This window comes from Motilimonas thetidivivens, from assembly GCF_046452435.1.
Classification (GTDB): Bacteria; Pseudomonadota; Gammaproteobacteria; order Enterobacterales; family CBDFNC01; genus Motilimonas.
Genome location: NZ_JBKFDK010000005.1, coordinates 35,982 through 58,500 on the forward strand (window position 1 = coordinate 35,982; position 22,519 = coordinate 58,500).

A 22,519-nucleotide genomic window follows, 5' to 3' on the forward strand; every position below is an offset into this window, starting at 1 on the left:
GCAGTTGCTACGGAGAAATACATGCATAGTTATATTTTTCGCCGATTATTACTGATGATCCCAACCTTGATTGGCATTATGACGATTAACTTTTTTCTCGTCCAAGTGGCACCGGGCGGTCCAGTTGAGCAAGCCATTGCTAAGGTACAAGGCTTAGGTGGCGATGCAACCAATCGTATGGGCACGGGTGAAGGCAGTGAGCTCTTGGCTAACGCAACCTCGCAAAGTAAGTATCGCGGGGCACAGGGCATAGATCCTGAGTTTATCGCTCAATTAGAGCGTCAATACGGGTTTGATAAGCCCATCTTAGAGCGCTATTTTGTGATGTTATGGAATTATGCGCGCTTTGATTTTGGTGACAGTTTTTACCGCGACATTAAGGTGACGGATTTACTCCTGGAAAAAATGCCTGTGTCTATCTCATTAGGGCTTTGGACCACGCTATTGGTGTATGTTATTTCCATTCCGTTAGGCATCAAAAAGGCCGCGAGCCATCATTCCCGCTTTGATGTTTGGAGTAGCACCGTGGTGATTATTGGCTATGCGATCCCAGCGTTTTTGTTTGCCATTATTCTCATTGTTGTCTTTGCTGGGGGAACTTATTTTAGCTGGTTTCCATTGCGAGGGTTAACCTCGGATAATTTTGCTGAGCTAAGTTTGCTGGGTAAAGTCGCCGACTATTTTTGGCATTTAGCCTTACCGGTGACGGCTTCGGTGATCGGCAGTTTTGCTGCCCTAACCATGCTGACCAAAAATGCCTTCTTAGATGAAATAGCCAAGCAATACGTGGTGACGGCTAAGGCCAAGGGCTGCAGTGAAAAGCGGGTGCTGTATCGCCATATTTTCCGTAATGCCATGTTGCTGGTGATCGCCGGGATGCCAGCGGCGTTAATTGGCATTTTCTTAACTGGGTCTATGTTAATTGAGGTGATTTTCTCCCTTGATGGATTAGGGTTACTTGGCTTTGAGTCGGTTGTGAATCGCGATTATCCGGTGATTTTTGGCTCCCTTTATATTTTCACCTTAGTCGGGTTGTTGCTTAAATTAATCACCGACATCTCATACACCCTCATCGATCCTCGAATTAACTTTGCGGGGCGCAGTTAATGCAAGCATGGCAATCTTTTAAAACAAATCCTATTAATCAGCGGCGCTGGCAGCAATTTCGAGCGAACAAGCGCGGCTACTATTCGCTTTGGGTGTTTATCGTGTTATTTGCACTTAGCTTATTCGCGGAGCTGATTGCAAATGACAAACCTATTTTGGTGTCGTATCAACAAAACTGGTATATGCCGATTTTTAGTGACCATCCTGAGACCACTTTTGGGGGGGACTTTGATACTTGGACCGACTTTAGCGACCCCTATATCCAGAGCAAAATCAATCAAGATGGTTGGATGCTTTGGCCTCTTATCCCGTTTTCATACGATTCGATTAACTATGCCCTGACCGAGCCAGCCCCTTCGGCTCCCGATGGCGTCAATTGGTTGGGTACCGATGATCAGGGACGCGATGTATTGGCGCGGTTGATTTATGGCTTTCGTATTTCAGTGTTGTTTGCCCTTGCCTTGACCTTGTCTAGCTCGATCATTGGTATCACAGCGGGTGCAATTCAAGGCTATTACGGTGGTTGGGTAGACTTATTGGGTCAGCGCTTGATCGAGATTTGGGAAGGCCTGCCGATGCTGTTTATGCTGATTATTCTGGCCAGTGTGGTACAGCCTAATTTTTGGTGGTTGCTGGGATTAATGTTGCTGTTTAGCTGGTCTAGCTTGGTCGGTGTGGTGAGGGCTGAATTTTTACGAGGCCGTAACCTTGAATATGTTAAAGCCGCCCAGGCGCTTGGCGTGGGTGATAATGCCATTATGGCGAAACATATTTTGCCTAATGCGATGATCGCCACCATGACGTTTTTACCTTATATCTTTACCGGAGCGCTAACCACCTTAACCGCGTTGGATTTTCTTGGTTTTGGTTTACCGCCGGGGTCGGCGTCACTAGGTGAAATGGTGGCTCAAGGTAAGGCTAACTTACAAGCGCCTTGGCTCGGACTAACGGCGTTTTTCTCATTGTCGGTGATCTTGGTGTTGTTGGTATTTATCGGTGAGGCTGCACGCGATGCTTTTGATCCAAGGAGAGCCCAATGAGTATGGAGCAAGTAACTAGCTTATTATCAGTGTCAGATCTGAGTATTCATTTTGCCGATAAAGCGGTAGTGAATAAGGTGAGCTTTAGCCTAAATAAAGGGCAAACGCTTGCTTTGGTGGGGGAAAGCGGCAGCGGCAAATCCCTTACTGCGTTGTCACTGTTACAGCTGCTTCCCGGTGGTGCTAAAGCAACGGGAGAGGTGTTGCTTAACGGACAATCTCTGATGGCGCTGAGTGAAGAGCAGATGCGCGAGATCCGAGGTGAGCAAATTAGCATGATCTTTCAAGAGCCAATGACCTCGTTAAACCCACTGCATACCTTAGGTCAGCAAATCGCAGAAGTATTGTGGCTGCATAAAGGATGGAATTACAAGCAAGCGACAGGGCGAATCATAGAATTACTCGAACTAGTGGGGATAGATGAGCCCGAGCGACGTTTAAAGCATTATCCCCATCAGCTATCGGGCGGTCAGCGTCAGCGGGTAATGATAGCGATGGCGCTAGCCAATGAGCCCGATATTTTAATTGCCGATGAGCCAACCACGGCCCTTGATGTAACGATTCAAAAACAAATTTTGGAGCTTTTGCAAAGGCTTCAACGTCAACTTGGCATGGCGATATTACTGATCACCCATGATCTGAACATAGTTCGTCATTACGCCGATAACGTGGTGGTGATGCAACGGGGGCAATTAGTTGAGCAGGGGCAAACACCAGAAATATTTACCACGCCTAAACACAGTTATACCCAAAGTTTACTGGCGGCCAATCCCAGCGGTGAAATGGCGCCCTTAGCCGAGCCCAAGCTGCTATTGTCGGCCAATGAGATGCGGGTTTGGTTTGCCAATAAGGGCGGTTGGTTGGGCCGTACTCAGTCTTACTTTAAGGCCGTTGATGGAATTGATTTACATATTAATCAAGGGGAAACTTTAGGCATCGTTGGCGAAAGCGGCTCAGGTAAAAGCACCTTAGCGCAAGCGATATTGGGATTGATTTCAAGCCAAGGTAAGGTGGATTTTTTAGGCGATGTAATTAGCGCTAAAACATCGAAGCAACTGGCTCCTTTGCGCAAGCAGCTGCAAATTGTGTTTCAAGATCCTTTTGGCAGTTTAAGCCCGAGAATGTCGGTACAGCAGATTATTAGTGAAGGGCTATTAGTGCATGAGCAGCTTAAGCCGGAGCAGGTTCAGGCTAAGGTAGATGAGGTTCTAAAAGAGGTAGGCTTAGATACCTCGGCGGCGAGTCGTTATCCCCATGAGTTTTCTGGCGGACAACGCCAGCGCATCGCAATTGCGCGCGCCTTGATTTTGCAGCCTAAATTGATTGTGCTCGATGAGCCAACGTCTGCGTTGGATCGTAGTGTGCAAAAGCAAATTATTGACCTGTTGAAGCAACTGCAAGCAAAATACGGCTTGAGTTACTTGTTTATCAGCCATGATTTGACCGTGATCAGGGCGATGTGTCATCGAGTGATGGTGATGAAAGGGGGGAAATTAATTGAACAGTCTGAGGTAAATTCATTATTTAATCAGCCCAAATCTGACTATACTCGGCAGTTGTTGTCGGCAGCATTTTATTAGTTCTTAACCAATAGGAGTCACTTTTGCGTAAATCTATTTTTTGTTTGCTTTTGTTTTTCTCATTTTCCTCTATGGCTAGCTCTTTATCGGAGCAACGTAACTTATACTCGCAAGCATTAACGGCGCAAAAACAAAAAGATTGGACCAAAGCAGAGCAACTGAGAAATCAACTTGGCACTGAATACCCTCTGGCCATTTTTCTTGAATACAATGGTTTAAAGCAGCAGTTAGGTTATCTTCCTCTTGAAAAAGTACAGCAATTTGTGGCGCAAAACCAAGACTCTTACTTAGCTAATACATTAGAGCGACAGTATTTATTTAAACTTGCGCAGCAAAAAAAATGGCGTAGCTTCTTAGCTATGCATCCCAATGAACCAAAAAATTTGCATTTACGTTGTCATTACTTCAATGCACAGGCGCAAGTTGGTCAGTATCAGCTAGCTTGGCAAGGTGCGCAGGAGTTGTGGTTAACGGGGCGCTCTTTGCCCGATGCTTGTGACCCCCTATTTGCGAGCTGGCAGCAAGCGGGTAAGCTAAGCCAAGCCCTTATTTTTGAGCGTATGCTACTAGCCTTTGCTGCTGAGCAGCCTAAATTGATGGCTTATTTGCAAAAGAGCTTAAAAGGTCATTATTTGCAAGATGCGCAGCTGTTAACTGCGACTTATAGCAAACCCGAGCAACTATTGAAGTATGAAAATTACAGCTCAATTACCATCGACAACAATGAGATTATTGCGTTAGGCTTGCTTAAGCTGATCCCCAAATCGCCAGCCAATGCCTTAAAAGCGTACCAATATTATCAAACCAAAGCGGCACTGAGTGAAACGCAGCAACGTAAAGTTGAGTTAAAGCTTATCCAATACGTTATGTACCGTCAGTTAGATGGCAAACTAAAATGGGCTGATAAGCAATTGGCGCAATGGCGTGAAGCGGATGTCATTGAGCAGCGTATTCGTTATGCGCTAGCGAGAGAGCAGTGGCAAACCGCATTAAAGTGGATTGACCATTTACCAGAGCAAGCTAAACAACATGAGCGTTGGAAGTATTGGCAGGCTAGACTCAATCAAAAAGCAGGCAGAGACAAAGCCGCAAATGTGTATTTTGCCGAAGTAGCCAAAGAGCGTAGCTTTTACGGTTTTATGTCGGCGCAGCGTTTAGGCGTGCCTTACAGCCTAAATATTCAAACGGTGACCTTAGACAAGCAGAAAATAGCTCAACAAATGCCGGTTTTGAAGCGAATTGAAGAATTGTTTTACCACGGCGCGGATGGCATTGCGCGTACAGAATGGGGCCATTTGATTAGTCGTCAACCTAAGCCAATTGTGGATCAATTAGGCCAGTATGCGCTAGAGCAAGGCTGGCTTCATTTTGCCGTGCTAGCCAGTATTGAAACTAAGAGCTGGGATTTGGTTGAGCAGCGTTTCCCGCAAATGGCGTCAGCGACCTTTAACAAGTATGCCAAAGAGCGCAATGTTGACAGCAGCTATTTGTTTGCTTTAGCGCGTCAAGAAAGTGCGTTTCATGTTGAAGCACAATCGCCAGTTGGCGCTCGTGGCTTGATGCAGCTGATGCCAGCCACGGCTAAGTATACCGCTAAGAAAATAGGTGTGCCCTATCAAGGGGTATCTAGCTTGTATGATCCTGAGGTTAACGTGCGTTTAGGCAGTGCCTATATCAAAGGGTTGTTAGATGATTATAACGGCAATCGTATTCTGGCCAGTGCGGCTTACAATGCCGGTCCAAATCGCGTTAAGCGTTGGCGTGCGCAAAGTCCTGGTTTGGCTGCGGATGTATGGGTTGAAGTGATCCCGTTTCGCGAAACGCGGGGTTATGTGCAAAGTGTATTAGCCTACAATGTGGTTTATCAGCATCAACAAAATAAACCCCTGCAGATGCTCACTAAGCAAGAGTGGAACACTCAGCTTTAATCTGCTCGCTAACAAACAATAAAGGCGCCAAATTGGCGCCTTTATTGTTTGGGGGGGGGCCCATTGTAAATTTTACCAACAGTCGCTGGGGGTTTTGGCATCCGCTTGATTTAAGGTTAATGGCGTACAAGTTGTTGAGCCTACTTTATCAGTATCTTGTCCTTTACCTGTTGTCGCGGTTGCTTTTAGGGTATATGTGCTTGCAGCGTTTGAGACGACACTAAAAGAGTAATAAGCATTACTGGTAGCTAAGGCTAAAGAGGCAAAGTTTCCTGCATAAGTCGCATTGGTTATACGCCAAGACTCTTGCTCAAGGGCGGCTTTCATTAGGTGCGCTTGGGCATCAGCGCGACGGGATTTTTTCACATAGTCTTGGTATGAAGGGTAGGCTATGCTGGCCAAGATGCCGATGATGGCGACGACTATCATCACTTCCATTAAGGTGAAGCCTGCCGTTTTATATATTTTTGTCATTAATTTTAATCCTTGTGTTTAATCACATTATTAATATACCCAAATATGATATGCCGATTTTATTGTTAATAAAGTCAAATGCATAGAATATGACAGCAGTATATGCCAATTTGGTATCTACATCACCTATTAGGGATCTGCGGTGTAGGGCTGATTGTGGTCAAAAATTGCACGTGATAAAATTTGCTGGAATATTTTTAGAAGTGTGCTACATCACAATTTATGAGGTCATGGATGATAATTAAGCCAGTTAAGATTCAGGGCTTTACCTTAATGGAACTGCTTATAGCCGTTGCCGTGCTTGCTATCTTATTAAGCATAGGCGTGGGCTCTTACAGCAGTTTATTTAAAAAAAATGAGCTACGGGGGGCAACAGAATCCCTTTATTCATTACTTACCTACGCAAAAAGTGAATCAATCAAAGCGAACACTCAGATAGCCGTCACCTTTAAAGATGGTGATGATGGCGCTTGGTGTGCTGGTTTAACCACAGTATCTGGTACTAAGGATACTTGTAATTGTAAATCTGCTGCTAGCGCGACAGATAGTTGTACCTTAGTTAATGGCACTGATAAACGTTTAGTGGTGATCGACGGCGGTGAATTTAGCAAGATTGATTTAGACGTTACTAGCATGGCCAGTAGCACTATCACTTTCGATAATGTACGTGGCATGCCACTTAGCGCAGCGGGTGATGTGAAATTAAAAACCGATGAAAATGATACAGTTAAAGTGACAGTGAATGCCATGGGAAATGTTAAAACCTGCACTTCAGCGGGCTCATCTGATTACGCCAGTTGTAGTTAAGCGGTTGCCAGTATGAAGTTTCGCCGCCATCAGCATCAGCAACAAGGTTTCAGTTTAGTTGAACTGATGATCTCTATGGTACTTGGCTTGTTAGTGGTGGCGATGATGATTTCCTTGTACACCACTAGCGTGGTGAATAACAGCAAGATCATCAACTTAGGTAAGCTAAACTTAGAAATGAAAAATTTGGTTGAACTCATGTCGCGCGACATTCGTCGGGCGGGATATTGGAGCGGGGCCACATCAGCAGCATTTAGCTCAAGTTTTAGCCATAATTTATATAATAATGCCTCATCAGCGATAGCGGTTTCCCCTGATAGCACTTGTATTACATTTGCTTATGATATGGATGCTAATAATCCTGAAGTAACGGCGCAAGAATATATCGGATATAAACTTTATCAGGGTGGTGTCTACATACGCTCTGGTTTATCCCCTTGTGGGGCACAAAACAATTGGACGCGTTTAACCAACGACACCATATATGTAGAAAAACTCAGCTTTGCCTTAACCCAAGTTAATGCCAAAGGTGAGACTGGCACCGTACCATCAGAGGGCCTAAATACAACGATGAGTACGGTGACTATTAACCTGAAAGCGGCTATCGATTCTCAGCGCGACAAATATGTCGAGTTGGATAAAACCGTATTAGTACGCAATCAAGGTTACTGAAGATTATTACCAGTAAAGGGTTTCCGTAGAGAAGCTCGGTGTTAATCAATAAATTAAGCTCATTGAGAAGTACAACGGGAGCTGTATGATCAAACCTATTACCTCACTTAAACAAGAGGGGATGGCGACGTTATTGATCACCATCTTACTCATGCTCAGTGCTACGGCATTTAGTTTCTATACCGCCAAGAACAAGCTATTTGAAATACGCTCATCTAGTAATGATTATCGTTACAAAGAGGCTTATGCGAATGCTGAGCTTGGTTTGGACTATGCCGGTACTTGGTTAGCTTTTGGTAAGGTTGATGTGGGCGGTAAGCAGCAGCCTGCAGCTATGTCTTTAATGAATAAAACCAGTGATGAGCCTTTAACGATCAACATAGGCTCAAGCTCCCACCCTGGTACGCAAAAGTTTATTAATTTCTTCGCTTCAAACCAAGTTGAAGTGGTCGTTAAGCAAAGCCCAAAAAATCCTAAATTGCTTAATGTTATCAGCACTGGCCGCTCCCGTGATGGTCAAGCTCAGGCTACCGTCAGTCGTGAATTTTATTTTTCTGGCAATGTCAGCAATGGTGGCAATAGCATTCCATTAGCGCCTATCACCACCAATACTCAAACGTTAATCGAAGGCGCGGTGTCTTTAGCTAGCAACCCGAAAGCTTTTTCGGATCAAGAGCTAAGCTATTGGAGTAGCTTCCATGCACTGCAATTGGCAGGTAATTGGTTTAGTTACAGTAATGATGGCTTTGCTGATTTAAGTAAGTTTGAAAATACCCTAGAAGCGGGTGATGCAACCCTTGAGAATGAATTAGGTTGGTACAGCGCAGATACCTTAGCGGGATTTCCTGATGGCAAAGGGGGAGAAGCAACCTTTGCCAACAATGATATCTCGCTGGCAGATCCTCGCTTTCCTGAAAGTTTGAAACGCGAGTATCTTGGCGCTGAAGAAAGTGATTTTGCCACCTTGCGTAATGAAGTTGCTCAACGTGCAGCCGATGGTGAAGAAGGTATTATTTTTGTGGAGCCAAACGACTTAGGTGTTTGTGAGGTTCCTCCCGGTGGTAACGGCGAAAAAGTAGTTTGGATCTATGGCGATTGCCCTATTCATGTTGGCGGCATTGATGGCGCTGGTTATAACGCAGGTTTGACCACAGATGCGGTGACGCTCATTATCGATGGTAATGCTGATTTTCGCGGTGGGGCATCGGTTAACGGCTTAGTGTATGTGGTTAATAGTAATAAAGAAACGCAGAACAACGCGTCAATCAATGCCAAATTTGGCGGCTCTATTAGTGTCAAGGGCGCGGTGGTAATTGATGGCGTTGATCACGGTGTGGTGTTGACGTCGGGCTCTATCGTAGTGGACTACAGTGCTGAAGTATTACGAACCTTAGCTGCGGTGGGTAGTAGTGGTGGAGGCAGTCGATTTGGCTGGGTGCCAGGCACCTGGCGTGACTTTAACGAGTAAATGGACTTAGTCGTTATAATATGCAACGTAAAGCGCAAGGATTTAGCTTAGTCGAAATACTTATCTCCGTGCTGATTATCAGCGTGGCGGTAATGGCGACGGTTAAATTGCAAAAACACTTGTTTCTCAAAAGCAGTCAAGCGGAAGCCCGCTTGGTTGCGCTTGAGCTTGCGCAAGCAAAAATGGAAGACTTTAAGGACTTTTTAACGCCTGCTGACTTTGAAGCGATTGCCAGTGGTCATGAGAGTCCACAGCACTATGGTATTTACACCTACGAAGTGAAATGGGAAGTGGAAGAATTAAAGTTGTTAGATGGCACTACTAATCCGAAAAAAATTGACATCTCTGTGGCTTGGCAGGGTATCAATCAAACCGCCCATGAAGTCCAGTTGAGCGGCTTTCTCAGCCCATTAAGTCAATTTTCATCCGACAATATTTTTCGCGATCTTACCGGGAACTAATTTTTCATCACTTCCTTTTCTTTGCGCTTTGTAACTCGGTTATACTTTGCCAACTTTTCCGCTAGCTAGGCCTGCTTATGATTGACTTTAGAAGTGATACCGTAACCCAACCATGCGCACAGATGCGCCAAGCGATGCTCACAGCTCCTGTCGGTGATGATGTATACCAAGATGATCCAAGTGTTAATGCCTTACAGGAATACGCAGCGGATTTACTGGGCTTTGATGCCGCCTTGTTCACTCCTTCAGGAACCCAAGCCAACTTATTAGCCTTAATGACTCATTGTGGTCGCGGCGATGAATATATTTGTGGTCAACAAGCTCACAATTATTTGTATGAAGGAGGCGGTGCGGCTGTGCTGGGGTCTGTCCAAGCGCAACCGATTGAAAACTTGAGTGACGGCAGCATGGATTTAACTAAGGTTCGCTCTGCCATTAAAGCCGATGATATCCACTTCGTTAAAACCAAACTGATCTCTTTGGAAAACACCATTAATGGTAAGGTGTTAAGCCAAGAGTATATGGCAGCAACGCAAGCGCTAGCCTTTGAGCATAACTTGCGAATGCATTTAGATGGTGCGCGTGCCTTTAATGCTGCGGTTAAATTAAATGTGCCAATTAGTGAGCTAGTGCAGTACTTTGATTCGGCCTCAATCTGTTTATCTAAGGGGCTTGGCGCCCCGGTTGGCTCGTTATTATTGGGCAGTAAAGGCTTTATTGAGCAAGCTAGACGCTGGCGTAAAACCTGCGGTGGCGGTATGCGTCAGGCCGGCATGCTGGCTGCGGCTGGTCAATATGCACTAGCGCATAATGTGGCTAGGCTGGCTGAAGATCATGATAATGCGGCCTACTTAGCCAATCAACTCGCTGAAATAGGTGAGCTTGTGGTTAAGCCTGAGTTGGTGCAAACCAATATGGTGTTTGTTAAATCTGCTCAAGTCAATTTCGATAAGCTTGCAGAAGCCTTAAAAAGTCAAGGGATCTTAATTTCCGGTGGACAAGTGCTACGTCTAGTTACGCATTTAGATGTCAATAAAGGGATGATAGACAAGCTGGTGGCAAGTATTAAAAGCTATATACTCGAAAACTAATTGTGCTTTGTTAATGTTCTAACTGCTGTAACAAGGTGAATAAATCCGGTTGCCAACGGTATTGCGCTGCCACCTTGTTACCTTTAAAAGTAACCCCTTCTGCCAACAGGCACTGCTTTTGCGCTAAGTACATAGGTGTTGCTGCTGGAAAAGCGATGTTAAGCTGGCTCGAAATGACGCGATGCCAAGGTAGGTTTAAGTGCTCAGGAGCCAGTTTTAACGCTTTACTGACCAAGCGAGCATGTTTAGGTAGACCCGCTAAATCAGCAACTTGGCCATAGCTGGCAACTTGTCCGTAAGGGATCAAGGCGACGACTTGGTAGATCCTTTGGTATTTGTTATCTGCTTTAGATTTCAACGATCGGTTACCAAGTTTTTTAACCAAAGTTTACGGTGAACGCGAAACACAACCATCACGGCCTTCACTATCTCCTCACTGAGCGAGCACAAATAGACTAAATATAACGGCCAGCCCCATACGGTAGCCGCGACAAATGCCAGTGGAATACCAATGCACCACATGCAAAATAGGTCGATAAAAATACTGTAGTTAACATCCCCGCCGCTGCGTAAAACCCCCATAATACCAACCATATTAAGCACCTTGATGCTCAGAGCCAATGCCATGATGGTTAACACGCTGATGGCACTTTCTAGGGTATCACCTTCAAAGCCACTGAAAATGCTGGCTATCTGATCTTTAAACAGCAAAATCACTAACGTCATTATAATGGCTAATATCGGACTAAAAATAATAAACACCCACGACTGCTGCCAAGCTTGATCGTATTTGTCGGCACCTAATTCATGGCCCAACATGGTTGAGCAGGCTACTGCAAAACCAACAAACAAGGCAAAAATACTGCCCTCAACAGAGGCCAGCATACTCATAACCGCGAGCTCATCCACGCCAATACGAGCAAAAATAAAACTGTAAACCAACACGCCAAATGCCCAAAAACCGTCATGGATCAGCAAAGGAACCGCGATTAAGGCAAAACGTTTGATTTCTTTAGTATGTAGAGCCTGATAGATATCGGGTTTAGTGATCACTATCAAGCGTCGTTTTCGTAGCACGTACGCGATAAGCAGTAAGGTTTGAAATAATCGGGATAGGGTAGTACCCCAAGCGCTGCCTTCTACGCCCATGGCATCAAAACCTAAGTGGCCAAAAATCAGCACCCAGTTTAAAAACACATTGAGAATAATCGCTAGGATGCCAATGTTGGTTGGGGTTTTAGCATCCCCCACGGCCCTTAACGCCGCTTCGATAGGGACAACGATTGCGGTAAATAAAATGGTTGCCCCAGTAATTTTTAAATACACTGAGCCCAATTCAATCAAGGCTGGAGCGTCACTGGCAAAACCGATAATTTGCTCTGGATCAGAGGTATAAAAAATAGCGAATGGCAGCGATATCGCGACAGCGCAAAGCAGCGCCAACACTAAGCAGCGACGAACGCCAGAGACTTCACCTTTACCATAATACTGTGCGGCGAGGACACTCACGCCACCGGATAAACCGAAAATGATCAGAAGATTGAAAAAAAAGACTCGGTTTCCCAGTCCAACCGCGGCAACTTCGGCCTCACCAAGCTGACCGACCATTAAGATATCGACCAAGCCTAGCAAAGAAAACAAGAATGATTGCAATGAGATAGGCAGTGCCAGTTGCCATAACTTCGCTAAGAAGTCGGGGTGGGTGGCGGTTGCTATCTTGTTCCTCATCCTGCTTCCTCATGGTTCAACGGGAAACCGAAAAGATTCGATCAGGTGTTGATTTATAAGACCCAGTAACTATAACTGCTTTTGCCAATTGTTAGCATAGTGTAAACTCGCAACATGTTGTTCTAAACTATCATTTGTTAACTTTATGGATTTTTGGCAAGACTGTTGTGAGGCGGCGGATGCCTGCCAAGAAGTATTTTTTGGTCCAGAAGAAGCTAAATACCTACAAGATCAGGGGATTATATTGTGTGGTACGAGCTTAGCGCGAGAGCATTTTCTAGTGCGTCGAACTCGGCCCAATTTCCATGTGTTGTTGTATAGCATCAAAGGCCAGGGAAAGATGTTAACGCCTAATGCTGAGAAGGTGATTGAGGCCGACACTTTAACCTTGCTGCCAGCGGGCACTATTCATGGTTTTCAGCTTGATGCTATTGAGTGGCAAGTGGCTTGGCTGATTTTAGAAAACAACGAGCAGTGGCAAGGGCTAGCCAATGGTGAGCCTGAAGTGAGTTATTGCGAACACGCTCAAGCCATTTTTCATGCCATGAATATGTACTTTTCGGAAGCCAAGTTAGGCAGTGATCAGTCCGGCTTAGCGGTCAACTGTTTAGATATGTTATTACAACTTGCACATAAATCTTTATTTAAGCAAGGCCAGCAAAGTGGTATCGAAATTAAGTTGCGTCACTTATTTAACCAAGTAGAGCAGCAATTACATCACCCCTGGTCGGTTAGTGAGCTGGCCGACAAGCTGCATTATTCTGAGCCGCACTTTTTCCGTTTATGTATACAACATTTAAAAATGAGCCCCAAGCAGTACTTATTTCAAATCAAAATGGCGCGAGCGAAACACTTGCTGGTTACGCAGCGTTGGGGGGTAGGCCAAGTGGCCTTGGCGCTGGGGTATTCCGATGTTGCCAACTTTTCCAATCGGTTTAAGAAGCATTTTGGTGTATCCCCAAGCACGATGAAACAAAAGCCGTTTGATACTAAAAGTACCATGTAGCAAAAACCAAAAATTGAAACCCGTGCCCAATAATGCTCAGGTTTCAGCCGAGCTATTATTCAGTATCAGGTTACACTCTCCCCACTCGCATGGAACATGGTAGACCAAGTCGGAAACCTTGCTGGGGTGAAGCATGTCGCTGTCATCAATTCTAAAGGTGGCTGCCATTTGTTTGTTAAAAAGCTCCCAGTGCAACAGTAAACATTGCTCAGGATCCGCTGTTTCACTGCGCCAAGTTTCTATCATAAAAGGGGCCATACTTGCTGCAGCGTGTGCAGACATAATTAGCTGCCATTTGATTTCCCACGCTTTCACCTGGTTCTCAGGATTCGCGAGATTAAATTGGTCTGTTAAGCCATTAACTAAATTGTCTATCTCACCCGAGTCATCGAGAAAATAATCATATAACTCACTTTCTTGGCGCATCGCATCCGCCATCAACTGTATGGGTTGTTTAAATTCAAGGAGCATGGCATGCATTCTCACGACAAATAAATACAGCGTTAGGTTAGCTGATTGGCCCTTAGGAAAATGGCTAATAACCTCAAGCATATATTTCTTTATATACGCATCTAAACCCTCACTAATGGCGTACCAAATCTGTTCTTTACTACCAAAGTGGTGACGGATCAGGCTATGAGACACGCCGGCCTTTTCACTGATATTTCGCAGTGACACTCTCTCAAAGCCTAGTTCACAGAACATATTTGCTGCTGTTTGCAGGATGATTATTCGCGTTTTTTTGGCATCTTCAGCGCTTCTACGCCCTTGTCTTCTTTGATTCATAAAGCTCTTCGTTTTTGCACAGATTTACACAGATTAGTTCTTAACAGATTTTTTCAGTTTGATATTACCCTATTTACTTTATTGTACAACTGGAAAATATATTGATCGTTATGGAGTGTTTATTATATTGTACAGGTGGATAGTTAATTTTTGGGGGAATATAATGAGACCTGTTTCTGCACATATATGCAGCTGTATTGCTGTGTTAGGCCTATCTTTACTTGCGGTTGGTTGTGAGCAAGCTAAGTCCGGCACGGTAGCTAAGAATGTTCAAGTTCAACCTGTAAAAGTATTAGAAGTGAATGCCTTAGCAGTGAATGCGCCGGTTAAGCTGATAGGTTACTTAGATGCGGGTGACCGAGCTGATCTGTCATTTCAAGTCGGTGGCTTTATGGAGAAGCTTCATGTCTCGATAGGACAAGAGGTTAAGCAAGGAGACTTAATTGCTGAGCTCGATGGCGAAGATCACCGTTTGTTGCTTGAGATAAAAAAAGCGGAATTTAAGCTAGCAAAGGCCAATTTCGAACGTGTAAAGCGTCTCTATAAACAAGCTTTGATTAGTAAAGATTCATACGAGCATGAACTCTCGAGTTATGATTCCGCGAAAGCATCATTGAGTGTTGCTCAAAGTGACTTAAACAACACCAAAATTTACGCAGATTTTGACGGAATCATTGCAGCCAAATTGGCAGACAGTTTTCAAGTTGTCGCAGCTGGCCAAACCATAGTGTCATTAGCTAATCCCAATATTGCTGAAGTCAAAGCTTTACTGCCTGTGGAACTCTACAACCAGTTTCACTCAGATGGACTGTTACAGGGGCGATATGAAATGCAATTAGCAGGCAGCCCATCCGTCAGGTATGAAGCCAAGTTTAAAGAAATGACTAGTCAACCAGATGAAGAGACAAACTCTTATGCATTAACTCTTGTCTCTGATTCATTGGATAAACATAGCTGGCTCCCAGGTATGAGTGCTGAAATCCTGCTACCTCAGCCACAAACCTTAACCTCTTATCAATTACATGAATCGGCTTGGGTATCTAAACAAGGGCAAAAAGCCAGAGTTTTTGTATATGACCCAGTGAGCGAGGCTGCTGTTTTAACTGATGTCACCTTAGACCAAGCGGGAAATGTTATTCAGGGACTGGCAAACGGGGATTTAGTGGTGGTTGCAGGCAATACTCAGCTCAAGCATGGGCAGGCGATTCGCCCTTGGCTGCAAGAGAGGGGGATCTAAATGAAAAACTTAAGCATGGTTGTGTGCTTGTTGAGCCTTTTTGCTTGTACACCTGAGATTAGCCACCGTGAAAAGCCGCCGATATGGATTGAAACATTTCAAGTTAAGTCGGCTGAGCATGCCCTAGCGCGGCAAGTTCCTGGCTTAGTCGTCGGGGCAGATCAAACATTTTTGTCCTTTCGGATAGAAGGTCGAATTGAAGCAATATTTGTTGAAGAAGGTGTACAAATCAAAGCGGGCGAAGTGCTTGCCCGTTTAGATGATACCAAGAAGGTCCATCAACTTAATGAGATTAAAGCCAACCTGAGATTGGCACAGAGTCAATTGATTCGTACTCAAGAGCTATATAAAAAAGCCATGGTTTCTGATGCGGAGCTTGATCATGCCAAAGCCAATTTTGCGCTGCGTAAAACCAGTAAACAACTTGCGAAAAGGCAGCTTTCATATACCTATCTGTATGCCCCAGTTAACGGTGTGATAGCAAAAGCTCATGTGGAAGAGCGCGAGTTTGTATCGCCCGGTGAACCAGTGTTAACCATTTATCGTGATGATAGGTTAGATGTTGAATTAACCGTGAGTGATAGCTTACTGACACAGTTCGGCGAGGATTTTAAACACAAGGAATACCAGGTCGTGTTAGACCAAGGAAAGAGCGAGCAAAAAATTACAATGCGATATTTACAGCACACGTATCAACCCGATCCACAAAGTAAAAACTACAAACTATGGCTAACGGCAGATGCGCCAGAGAGCCCAGTACCACCTGGTACAAAAGCCTATGTTACTTTAGTTGAAAATTCGCTGTCGACGAATACCTTCTTGGTTCCAGCAACGGTTTTGGATGTGCGTGCTGGGGCTTACCACGTTTGGCAAGTTAATGAACAGGCTACACATGCAGTTCCCGTTGAGCTGGTTGCTATTCGTGCTTCGGGGATCTTGATTAAGGCGCCTATCAACCAAGGAGCGATCCTTGCTAACTCTAGTTTGCGTAAGTTGTCCGAAGGCCAGGCAGTGGTAGGAGACTTTCAATGAACATCGCAGAATACTCAATCAAAAACAAAGTAATCAGTTGGATGTTTATTGTGCTGCTTGCCGCAGGAGGCGCAATATCCTTTTTAGAATTGGGACGGTTAGAAGATCCTGCTTTCACCATTAAAGATGCCATGGTCATCACGCCTTACCCTGGGGCAATGGCCCATGAAGTTGAAGAAGAGCTGACTTACCCTCTTGAAAAAGAAATAAGAAAGCTTCCATACATAGATAAGATTACATCTATTTCCAGTAACGGTCTGTCTCAAATTATGGTCACCATGGGCATGTCTCACGGGCCCGATGAGTTACCGCAAATCTGGGATGAAATGCGACGTAAGATTAATGACATCAGCCCAGCTCTACCTCCGGGAGTGGGAGATATCCAAATCATGGACGACTTTGGCGATGTCTATGGCATCATGCTGATGCTAACAGGTAAAGATTTTTCGTTAATTGAACTGGAGCGCTACGCGAAGCAACTTAGGCGTGAAGTCGAATTGATTGACGGGGTCGGTAAGGTAGATATTGCCGGCACTCAACAAGAAGAAATTCATGTTGAAATGTCACTTGATAAACTCGCTTCTCTCAATTTAGACATGGCTCAAATAGCGGGGATGATCAACCAGCAAAATAGTGTGGAGCCCTCTGGCGAGGTCATGATCAATGGTAAATCCATGACGATTAAGCCTGACGTTGATATGAGTAGTGTTACAGCTTTAGAAAACCTGATTATCCACGGCCGCCACACAGGTAACTTAATTTACTTAAAAGACGTGGCCACCATTAGCCGAGGCATTGCTGAAAAGCCGATCCACTTAGTGACATTTGATGGTCAGCCCGCCATTAACGTTGCCGTCTCTTTTGCAGCTGGTGTGAATGTGGTTGATGTGGGGAAAAAGATTGAAGAAAAGCTGCAAGCCTTAGCATCAATCAAGCCAATGGGACTAAACATTGACTACTTCTATAATCAGTCTGCCGAAGTTGAAAAGTCTGTTAACGATTTTGTTATCAGCCTAGCCGAGGCGGTGGCGATTGTGCTGGTGGTATTACTATTCGCCATGGGCGTAAGAAGTGGCTTGATCATCGGTATTGTCTTGCTACTAACGGTTTTTGGTACCTTTATTTTGATGGAATACAACAAGGTAGAGCTGCACCGTATCTCCCTTGGCGCATTGATTATTGCCTTAGGTATGTTGGTTGATAATGCCATCGTGGTTGTTGAAGGCATCTTAGTTGGCCTGAAAAAAGGTCGAACACGTTTACAAGCCTCGGTTGACATCGTTAAGCAGACGCAATGGCCTTTACTTGGGGCCACCATCATAGCGATAACGGCATTTGCGCCCATCGGATTGTCGCAAGATGCGTCGGGCGAATTCATGGGTTCGCTATTTTGGGTACTTTGTTATTCTTTGTTTCTCAGCTGGGTGACCGCACTGACCCTGACGCCGTTTTTAGCTAGTCTATTACTCAAGGAAGAAGTGCCCGACGCAGACAGCGACCCTTATAAAGGCGCGTTATTTGTGGTCTTTGGCGCCATTTTGACCTGGGCGATGAAATTGAGGTGGCTAACCGTCGCGGCTTTAATTGGATTATTAGCTTTTGCCGTTGTGGGTTTTGGTGCGGTTAAGCAAAGCTTCTTTCCACCTTCTAATACACCTATGTTCTATATCGACTTGTGGATGCCTGAAGGGACAGACATCAGATCGACAATTGCAAAAACCGAGCAGGTAAGTCGTTATCTCGCAAAGCAAGATAACGTCACCTTTGTGTCGACTTCAATTGGCCAAGGTCTTCAGCGGTTTGCATTAACTTATGAGCCGCAAAAGTCTTATCAAGCTTATAGTCAGTTGCAAGTCAGGACAGAAAATCGTGACGTCATGTTCGAGTTGCTGCGTCAATTGGATGAAAAACTCGCCGCCGAGTTCCCCATCCCTGAGTTTCATTTTAAGTTAATGGAATTCGGTCCTTCGCCAGCCTCAAAAATAGAAGCTCGAATTAGCGGGCCTGATCCGCAAGTATTACGAGACATTGCCCAAGAGGTGGAACGAGTACTTAATGCCGATCCCGGTACGCGCAATGTACGTCATGACTGGCGTCAGCCAGTCGATAGGATAGTGCCATTATTTAACGAAGCTAAGGCTAAGCGGTTAGGGATTTCACAACAAGATCTTGCCGATACATTGCAGCTGTCCTTTGGCGGCTCAGCGATTGGTCTGATGCGAGATGGCACTGATCTGCTACCTATTATTGCAAGGCTTACTGAAGACGAAAGAAATAACTTTGAATCGTTGCAGAATGTAAGAATTTGGAGTCCTGCAATCCAAGGTTATGTCCCCGTTGAGCAAATTTTGGATGGCGTAGAATTACAGCCACATGACTCGCTTATCTTACGTAAAGACAGAAAGCGAACCCTAACCGTGCTTGCCGACCATGATGTATTGGGTGAAGAAACGCCCGATACCTTGTTTAAACGAATTCGACCTTTGGTTGAAAAGATTGAATTGCCGCTAGGGTATAGCATCACTTGGGGAGGGGAGTATGAATCGTCCAAAGAAGCTCAAGATGCCTTATTTGGCTCTTTGCCCATGGGCTACTTACTGATGTTTATTATCACTATGTTTTTGTTTAATTCGGTGCGCAAACCCATAGTGATTTGGTTAACCGTTCCGCTAGCCATTATTGGTGTGTCGTTTGGTTTATTAGCAACGAACATGCCTTTTAGCTTTACTGCTTTTTTAGGTTTATTAAGCCTAAGCGGGATGATATTGAAAAATGGTATTGTGCTGCTCGATCAGATAAATATTGAGTTAGCGTCGGGCAAGGAGAAATATCAGGCGGTGTTTGATAGCGCTATGTCGAGGGTTAGACCCGTGAGTATGGCGGCGTTAACGACCATGCTTGGCATGATCCCACTCGTATTTGATGCTTTTTTTGGCTCAATGGCCATCACTATTATCGCTGGATTGGGCTTCGCCACCATCTTAACCTTGATAGTGGTTCCGGTACTATATGTTATTTTTTATCAAATAAAATACACCCCATCTGATCACACTTAACGGATTGTTGCACTACTCAGGCATCTCTGCGTAAGGGAAATAAAAAAGCCAGCTCAATGAGCTGGCTTGATTCATCAAAGGGACAGATGTTTACAGTGCGTGTAGGATGTTATCTACCGACGCTTTTGCATCACCAAACAGCATAGAGGTGTTTTCTTTGAAGAACAGTGGGTTTTGTACGCCAGCATAACCAGATGCCATTGAGCGTTTAAATACCACTACGTTTTTCGCTTCCCAAACTTCAAGTACTGGCATGCCCGCAATCGGTGAGCCTGGCTCTTTCGCAGCTGGGTTTACGGTATCGTTAGCACCGATAACCAGTACTGTGTCTGTATCAGAGAAATCATCATTGATTTCGTCCATTTCTAGCACTATATCGTATGGTACTTTGGCTTCAGCTAACAGTACGTTCATGTGGCCAGGTAAGCGACCCGCAACTGGGTGAATACCAAAACGTACATTCACGCCCTTATCACGTAGTTTACGAGTGATATCAGCAACAGGGTATTGCGCTTGCGCTACTGCCATACCGTAACCCGGTACAATGATCACACTGCGGCTATTGCGTAGCATTTCTGCTACTTCTTCGGCTTGCACTTCGGTGTGCTCGCCGTGCTCAGCATCACTGGCTACAGTGCCGCCTTCAGAACCAAAGCCACCTAAGATAACGCTGATAAACGAGCGGTTCATTGCCTTACACATGATGTAAGACAGAATTGCACCACTTGAGCCTACTAGTGCACCTGTGATGATCAATAGGTCATTTGATAGCATGAAACCGGTTGCTGCAGCGGCCCAACCTGAGTAAGAGTTAAGCATAGACACTACCACTGGCATATCCGCGCCGCCGATTGAGGCAACTAAGTGTACGCCGAAAGCAAAAGCAATAAGCGTCATTAGAAGTAGCGCAAACATGCTGCCGTTTTCAGCGTTAACGAACATCAGTAGCAATAAGGTGCTGCTACCTAGTGCCGCTACGTTAAGCCAGTTTTTCGCGGGTAGGTTAAGCGGAGCACTTTTAAATTTACCGCTTAATTTACCGTAGGCAACAATCGAACCGGTAAAGGTTACGGCACCGATAAAGATACCTAAAAATACCTCAACCAAGTGGATCATGTGCTCGGCATGAGCATCTGGGCCTGGTACCACTTCAGGTGGTACGATGAATGAGTTGAAACCGATAAGTACCGCAGCCATACCTACAAACGAGTGTAGTACCGCGATAAGCTCAGGCATTTCAGTCATTTCAACTTTTTTGGCCTTGTGCACACCAATGGCACCACCGATAAGCATGGCTAAGATGATCCAAGCTAGACCCGAGACGCCATCGCTAAATACGGTGGCGAAAATCGCAATGGCCATACCGATAATGCCGTAAGTATTACCTCGTCTGGCCGTTTCTTGTTTGCTTAAGCCATTAAGGCTAAGGATAAATAGGATAGCGGCTATGATATAAGCGGCTGTCATAATTCCTGCTGACATTGAATATCCCCTTAGTCTTTAGTAAACATTTTCAGCATGCGCTGAGTTACAGTAAAGCCGCCCACTATGTTAATAGTGGCTATCAGCACGCCGATAAAGGCCAAGAAGCTAGCAAAGCCATTTTCACTGCCTACTTGCAGTAGCGCACCGATAACGATAATGCCAGAGATAGCGTTGGTTACACTCATTAGCGGTGTGTGCAGCGAGTGGCTAACATTCCATACCACCCCGTAACCCACCACACAGGCCAGTACAAATACGGTGAAGTGAGATAGGAAGCTGCTTGGTACGCTGTCGGCTACCCAGAAGAATGCCAATGCGCCAAGGCCAGCAATAACAGGTTTTAACCAAGGGTTAGCCGGCTTAGCTTCAACCACAGGTGCAGGCTCTGCTTTTGGTTGCGCTGGAGCAGCACTGACCTTAATGGCAGGTGGTGGCCAGCTGATTTCGCCTTCTTTGACTACTGTGGTGCCACGGATCACTTCATCTTCAAAGTCGATGTTGATGTTGCCGTCTTTTTCTTTACACAGTAACTTCATTAAGTTAACTAGGTTAGTGCCGTAAAGTTGGCTTGATTGTGTTGGTAGGCGGCCTGGGAGGTCGCTGTAACCGACGATTTTAACGCCGTTTACTTCGACAATTTTACCGTGTTCGGTGTAAGCACAGTTACCACCGGTTTGCGCGGCTAGATCCACAATCACGCTACCGGTTTTCATTGACTGAACCATTTCTTCAGTAATGATAAGCGGAGCAGGGCGGCCAGGGATAAGTGCCGTAGTAATAATGATGTCAACGTCTTTGGCTTGCTCGGCGATCATTTCGGCTTGCGCTTTTAGATAGCCTTCACTCATTACCTTAGCGTAGCCATCTGAGCTTGAGCCGTCTTCTTCGTAATCGGGCATCAAAAACTCTGCGCCCATCGACTCGATTTGCTCTGCCACTTCAGGGCGGGTATCTGTTGCGCGTACGATAGCACCTAAGCTACCCGCAGCGCCGATAGCGGCTAGACCTGCAACACCTGCACCCACAACTAATACTTTAGCCGGTGGCACTTTACCTGCAGCCGTGATTTGGCCGGTAAAGAAACGACCAAATTGGTTGGCGGCTTCAATCACCGCGCGGTAACCGGCGATATTGGCCATTGAGCTTAATGCGTCAAGTGCTTGTGCACGAGAAATACGTGGCACTGCATCCATAGCAAGAACGTTAATATTCTTACTGCTTAGCTTTGCCATTAACTCTTCGTTTTGTGCAGGCCAAATGAAGCTGATTAAGGTCGCGCCTTCTTTGATTAAATCAATTTCATCAAAGGTTGGAGCATTCACCTTAAAGATAATGTCTGATTGCCAAATGGCGTTAGCGTCGGTTGCTAGCGTCGCGCCCGCGTCAACATAGTCTTGATCATTAAAGCTGGCTTTTTCACCAGCGCTTGCCTCAATAGAAACTGAAAATCCGAGTTTTAATAGTTGCTCAACGGTTTTTGGCGTTGCGGCAACACGAGTTTCATTTTCTAACAGCTCTTTTGGTACACCTATCTGCATAGTTATTCCCTGAGTTATTAAGT

At 45.2% G+C, this 22,519-nt stretch carries 19 protein-coding genes; 13 read left to right on the top strand and 6 right to left on the bottom strand.

Annotated elements, in window-relative coordinates; genetic code table 11:
• Positions 1–21: 21 nt before the first annotated feature.
• Genes ACK8OT_RS05390 through ACK8OT_RS05405 form a run of 4 tightly spaced genes read left to right on the top strand, consistent with a single transcriptional unit; the run spans position 22 to position 5,655 of the window.
• Positions 22–1,107 (top strand): microcin C ABC transporter permease YejB, encoded by a 1,086-nt coding sequence (locus ACK8OT_RS05390; protein ID WP_410195480.1) that lies wholly within the window; start codon positions 22–24, stop codon positions 1,105–1,107.
• Complete coding sequence (locus ACK8OT_RS05395; RefSeq protein WP_410195481.1) at positions 1,107–2,147, top strand: ABC transporter permease; 1,041 nt, start codon at positions 1,107–1,109, stop codon at positions 2,145–2,147. Before ACK8OT_RS05390 ends, ACK8OT_RS05395 begins: the two co-directional genes overlap by 1 nt.
• Positions 2,144–3,727, top strand: coding sequence for an ABC transporter ATP-binding protein (locus ACK8OT_RS05400; RefSeq protein WP_410195482.1), 1,584 nt, complete (start codon positions 2,144–2,146; stop codon positions 3,725–3,727). Before ACK8OT_RS05395 ends, ACK8OT_RS05400 begins: the two co-directional genes overlap by 4 nt.
• Positions 3,728–3,750: 23 nt before the next feature.
• Positions 3,751–5,655 (top strand): transglycosylase SLT domain-containing protein, encoded by a 1,905-nt coding sequence (locus ACK8OT_RS05405; protein WP_410195483.1) that lies wholly within the window; start codon positions 3,751–3,753, stop codon positions 5,653–5,655.
• Positions 5,656–5,727: 72 nt separating this feature from the next.
• Here ACK8OT_RS05405 and ACK8OT_RS05410 read toward each other — a convergent pair whose 3' ends face one another.
• Positions 5,728–6,129 (bottom strand): type IV pilin protein, encoded by a 402-nt coding sequence (locus tag ACK8OT_RS05410; protein ID WP_410195484.1) that lies wholly within the window; start codon positions 6,127–6,129, stop codon positions 5,728–5,730.
• Positions 6,130–6,363: 234 nt separating this feature from the next.
• Between ACK8OT_RS05410 and ACK8OT_RS05415 the strand changes: the two genes are divergently transcribed.
• From ACK8OT_RS05415 to ltaE, 5 genes are all read left to right on the top strand, one after another.
• Entirely contained in the window at positions 6,364–6,936 is a 573-nt protein-coding gene (locus ACK8OT_RS05415) for a GspH/FimT family pseudopilin (RefSeq protein ID WP_410195485.1), read from the top strand.
• 12 nt (positions 6,937–6,948) lie between these two features.
• Positions 6,949–7,608 carry a PilW family protein gene (locus tag ACK8OT_RS05420; RefSeq protein WP_410195486.1) on the top strand — a complete coding sequence of 220 codons (660 nt, stop codon included), beginning with the start codon at positions 6,949–6,951 and terminating at the stop codon, positions 7,606–7,608.
• Between the two features lie 85 nt (positions 7,609–7,693).
• Positions 7,694–9,076 (top strand): hypothetical protein, encoded by a 1,383-nt coding sequence (locus tag ACK8OT_RS05425; protein ID WP_410195487.1) that lies wholly within the window; start codon positions 7,694–7,696, stop codon positions 9,074–9,076.
• 20 nt (positions 9,077–9,096) lie between these two features.
• Positions 9,097–9,537: a type IV pilus modification PilV family protein gene (locus ACK8OT_RS05430; protein WP_410195488.1), complete on the top strand. Its 441-nt coding sequence runs from the start codon at positions 9,097–9,099 to the stop codon at positions 9,535–9,537.
• 77 nt (positions 9,538–9,614) lie between these two features.
• Positions 9,615–10,628, top strand: coding sequence for a low-specificity L-threonine aldolase (ltaE, locus tag ACK8OT_RS05435; protein ID WP_410195489.1), 1,014 nt, complete (start codon positions 9,615–9,617; stop codon positions 10,626–10,628).
• 10 nt (positions 10,629–10,638) lie between these two features.
• Here ltaE and ACK8OT_RS05440 read toward each other — a convergent pair whose 3' ends face one another.
• A complete protein-coding gene (locus ACK8OT_RS05440) occupies positions 10,639–10,986 on the bottom strand; it encodes an MGMT family protein (RefSeq protein WP_410195490.1) in 348 nt (115 codons plus the stop codon).
• Positions 10,983–12,356 carry an MATE family efflux transporter gene (locus ACK8OT_RS05445; RefSeq protein ID WP_410195491.1) on the bottom strand — a complete coding sequence of 458 codons (1,374 nt, stop codon included), beginning with the start codon at positions 12,354–12,356 and terminating at the stop codon, positions 10,983–10,985. Before ACK8OT_RS05445 ends, ACK8OT_RS05440 begins: the two co-directional genes overlap by 4 nt.
• A 145-nt stretch (positions 12,357–12,501) precedes the next feature.
• On the opposite strand from ACK8OT_RS05445, the gene ACK8OT_RS05450 reads away from it, so the two are divergent.
• The gene (locus tag ACK8OT_RS05450; protein WP_410195492.1) at positions 12,502–13,362 is read left to right on the top strand and encodes an AraC family transcriptional regulator; all 861 of its coding nucleotides are present in this window, start codon (positions 12,502–12,504) and stop codon (positions 13,360–13,362) included.
• Positions 13,363–13,398: 36 nt separating this feature from the next.
• On the opposite strand, the gene ACK8OT_RS05455 is transcribed toward ACK8OT_RS05450, so the two are convergent.
• The gene (locus tag ACK8OT_RS05455; protein ID WP_410195493.1) at positions 13,399–14,148 is read right to left on the bottom strand and encodes a TetR/AcrR family transcriptional regulator; all 750 of its coding nucleotides are present in this window, start codon (positions 14,146–14,148) and stop codon (positions 13,399–13,401) included.
• Positions 14,149–14,311: 163 nt separating this feature from the next.
• On the opposite strand from ACK8OT_RS05455, the gene ACK8OT_RS05460 reads away from it, so the two are divergent.
• Genes ACK8OT_RS05460 through ACK8OT_RS05470 form a run of 3 tightly spaced genes read left to right on the top strand, consistent with a single transcriptional unit; the run spans position 14,312 to position 19,473 of the window.
• Positions 14,312–15,385, top strand: a complete 1,074-nt coding sequence (locus tag ACK8OT_RS05460) for an efflux RND transporter periplasmic adaptor subunit (protein WP_410195494.1) — start codon at positions 14,312–14,314, stop codon at positions 15,383–15,385.
• The gene (locus tag ACK8OT_RS05465) at positions 15,386–16,417 is read left to right on the top strand and encodes an efflux RND transporter periplasmic adaptor subunit (RefSeq protein ID WP_410195495.1); all 1,032 of its coding nucleotides are present in this window, start codon (positions 15,386–15,388) and stop codon (positions 16,415–16,417) included.
• Entirely contained in the window at positions 16,414–19,473 is a 3,060-nt protein-coding gene (locus ACK8OT_RS05470; protein WP_410195496.1) for an efflux RND transporter permease subunit, read from the top strand. Before ACK8OT_RS05465 ends, ACK8OT_RS05470 begins: the two co-directional genes overlap by 4 nt.
• Before the next feature lie 90 nt (positions 19,474–19,563).
• On the opposite strand, the gene pntB is transcribed toward ACK8OT_RS05470, so the two are convergent.
• The gene (gene pntB / locus ACK8OT_RS05475; protein ID WP_410195497.1) at positions 19,564–20,955 is read right to left on the bottom strand and encodes a Re/Si-specific NAD(P)(+) transhydrogenase subunit beta; all 1,392 of its coding nucleotides are present in this window, start codon (positions 20,953–20,955) and stop codon (positions 19,564–19,566) included.
• A gap of 11 nt (positions 20,956–20,966) precedes the next feature.
• Positions 20,967–22,496 carry a Re/Si-specific NAD(P)(+) transhydrogenase subunit alpha gene (locus tag ACK8OT_RS05480; protein ID WP_410195498.1) on the bottom strand — a complete coding sequence of 510 codons (1,530 nt, stop codon included), beginning with the start codon at positions 22,494–22,496 and terminating at the stop codon, positions 20,967–20,969.
• Positions 22,497–22,519 lie beyond the last annotated feature (23 nt).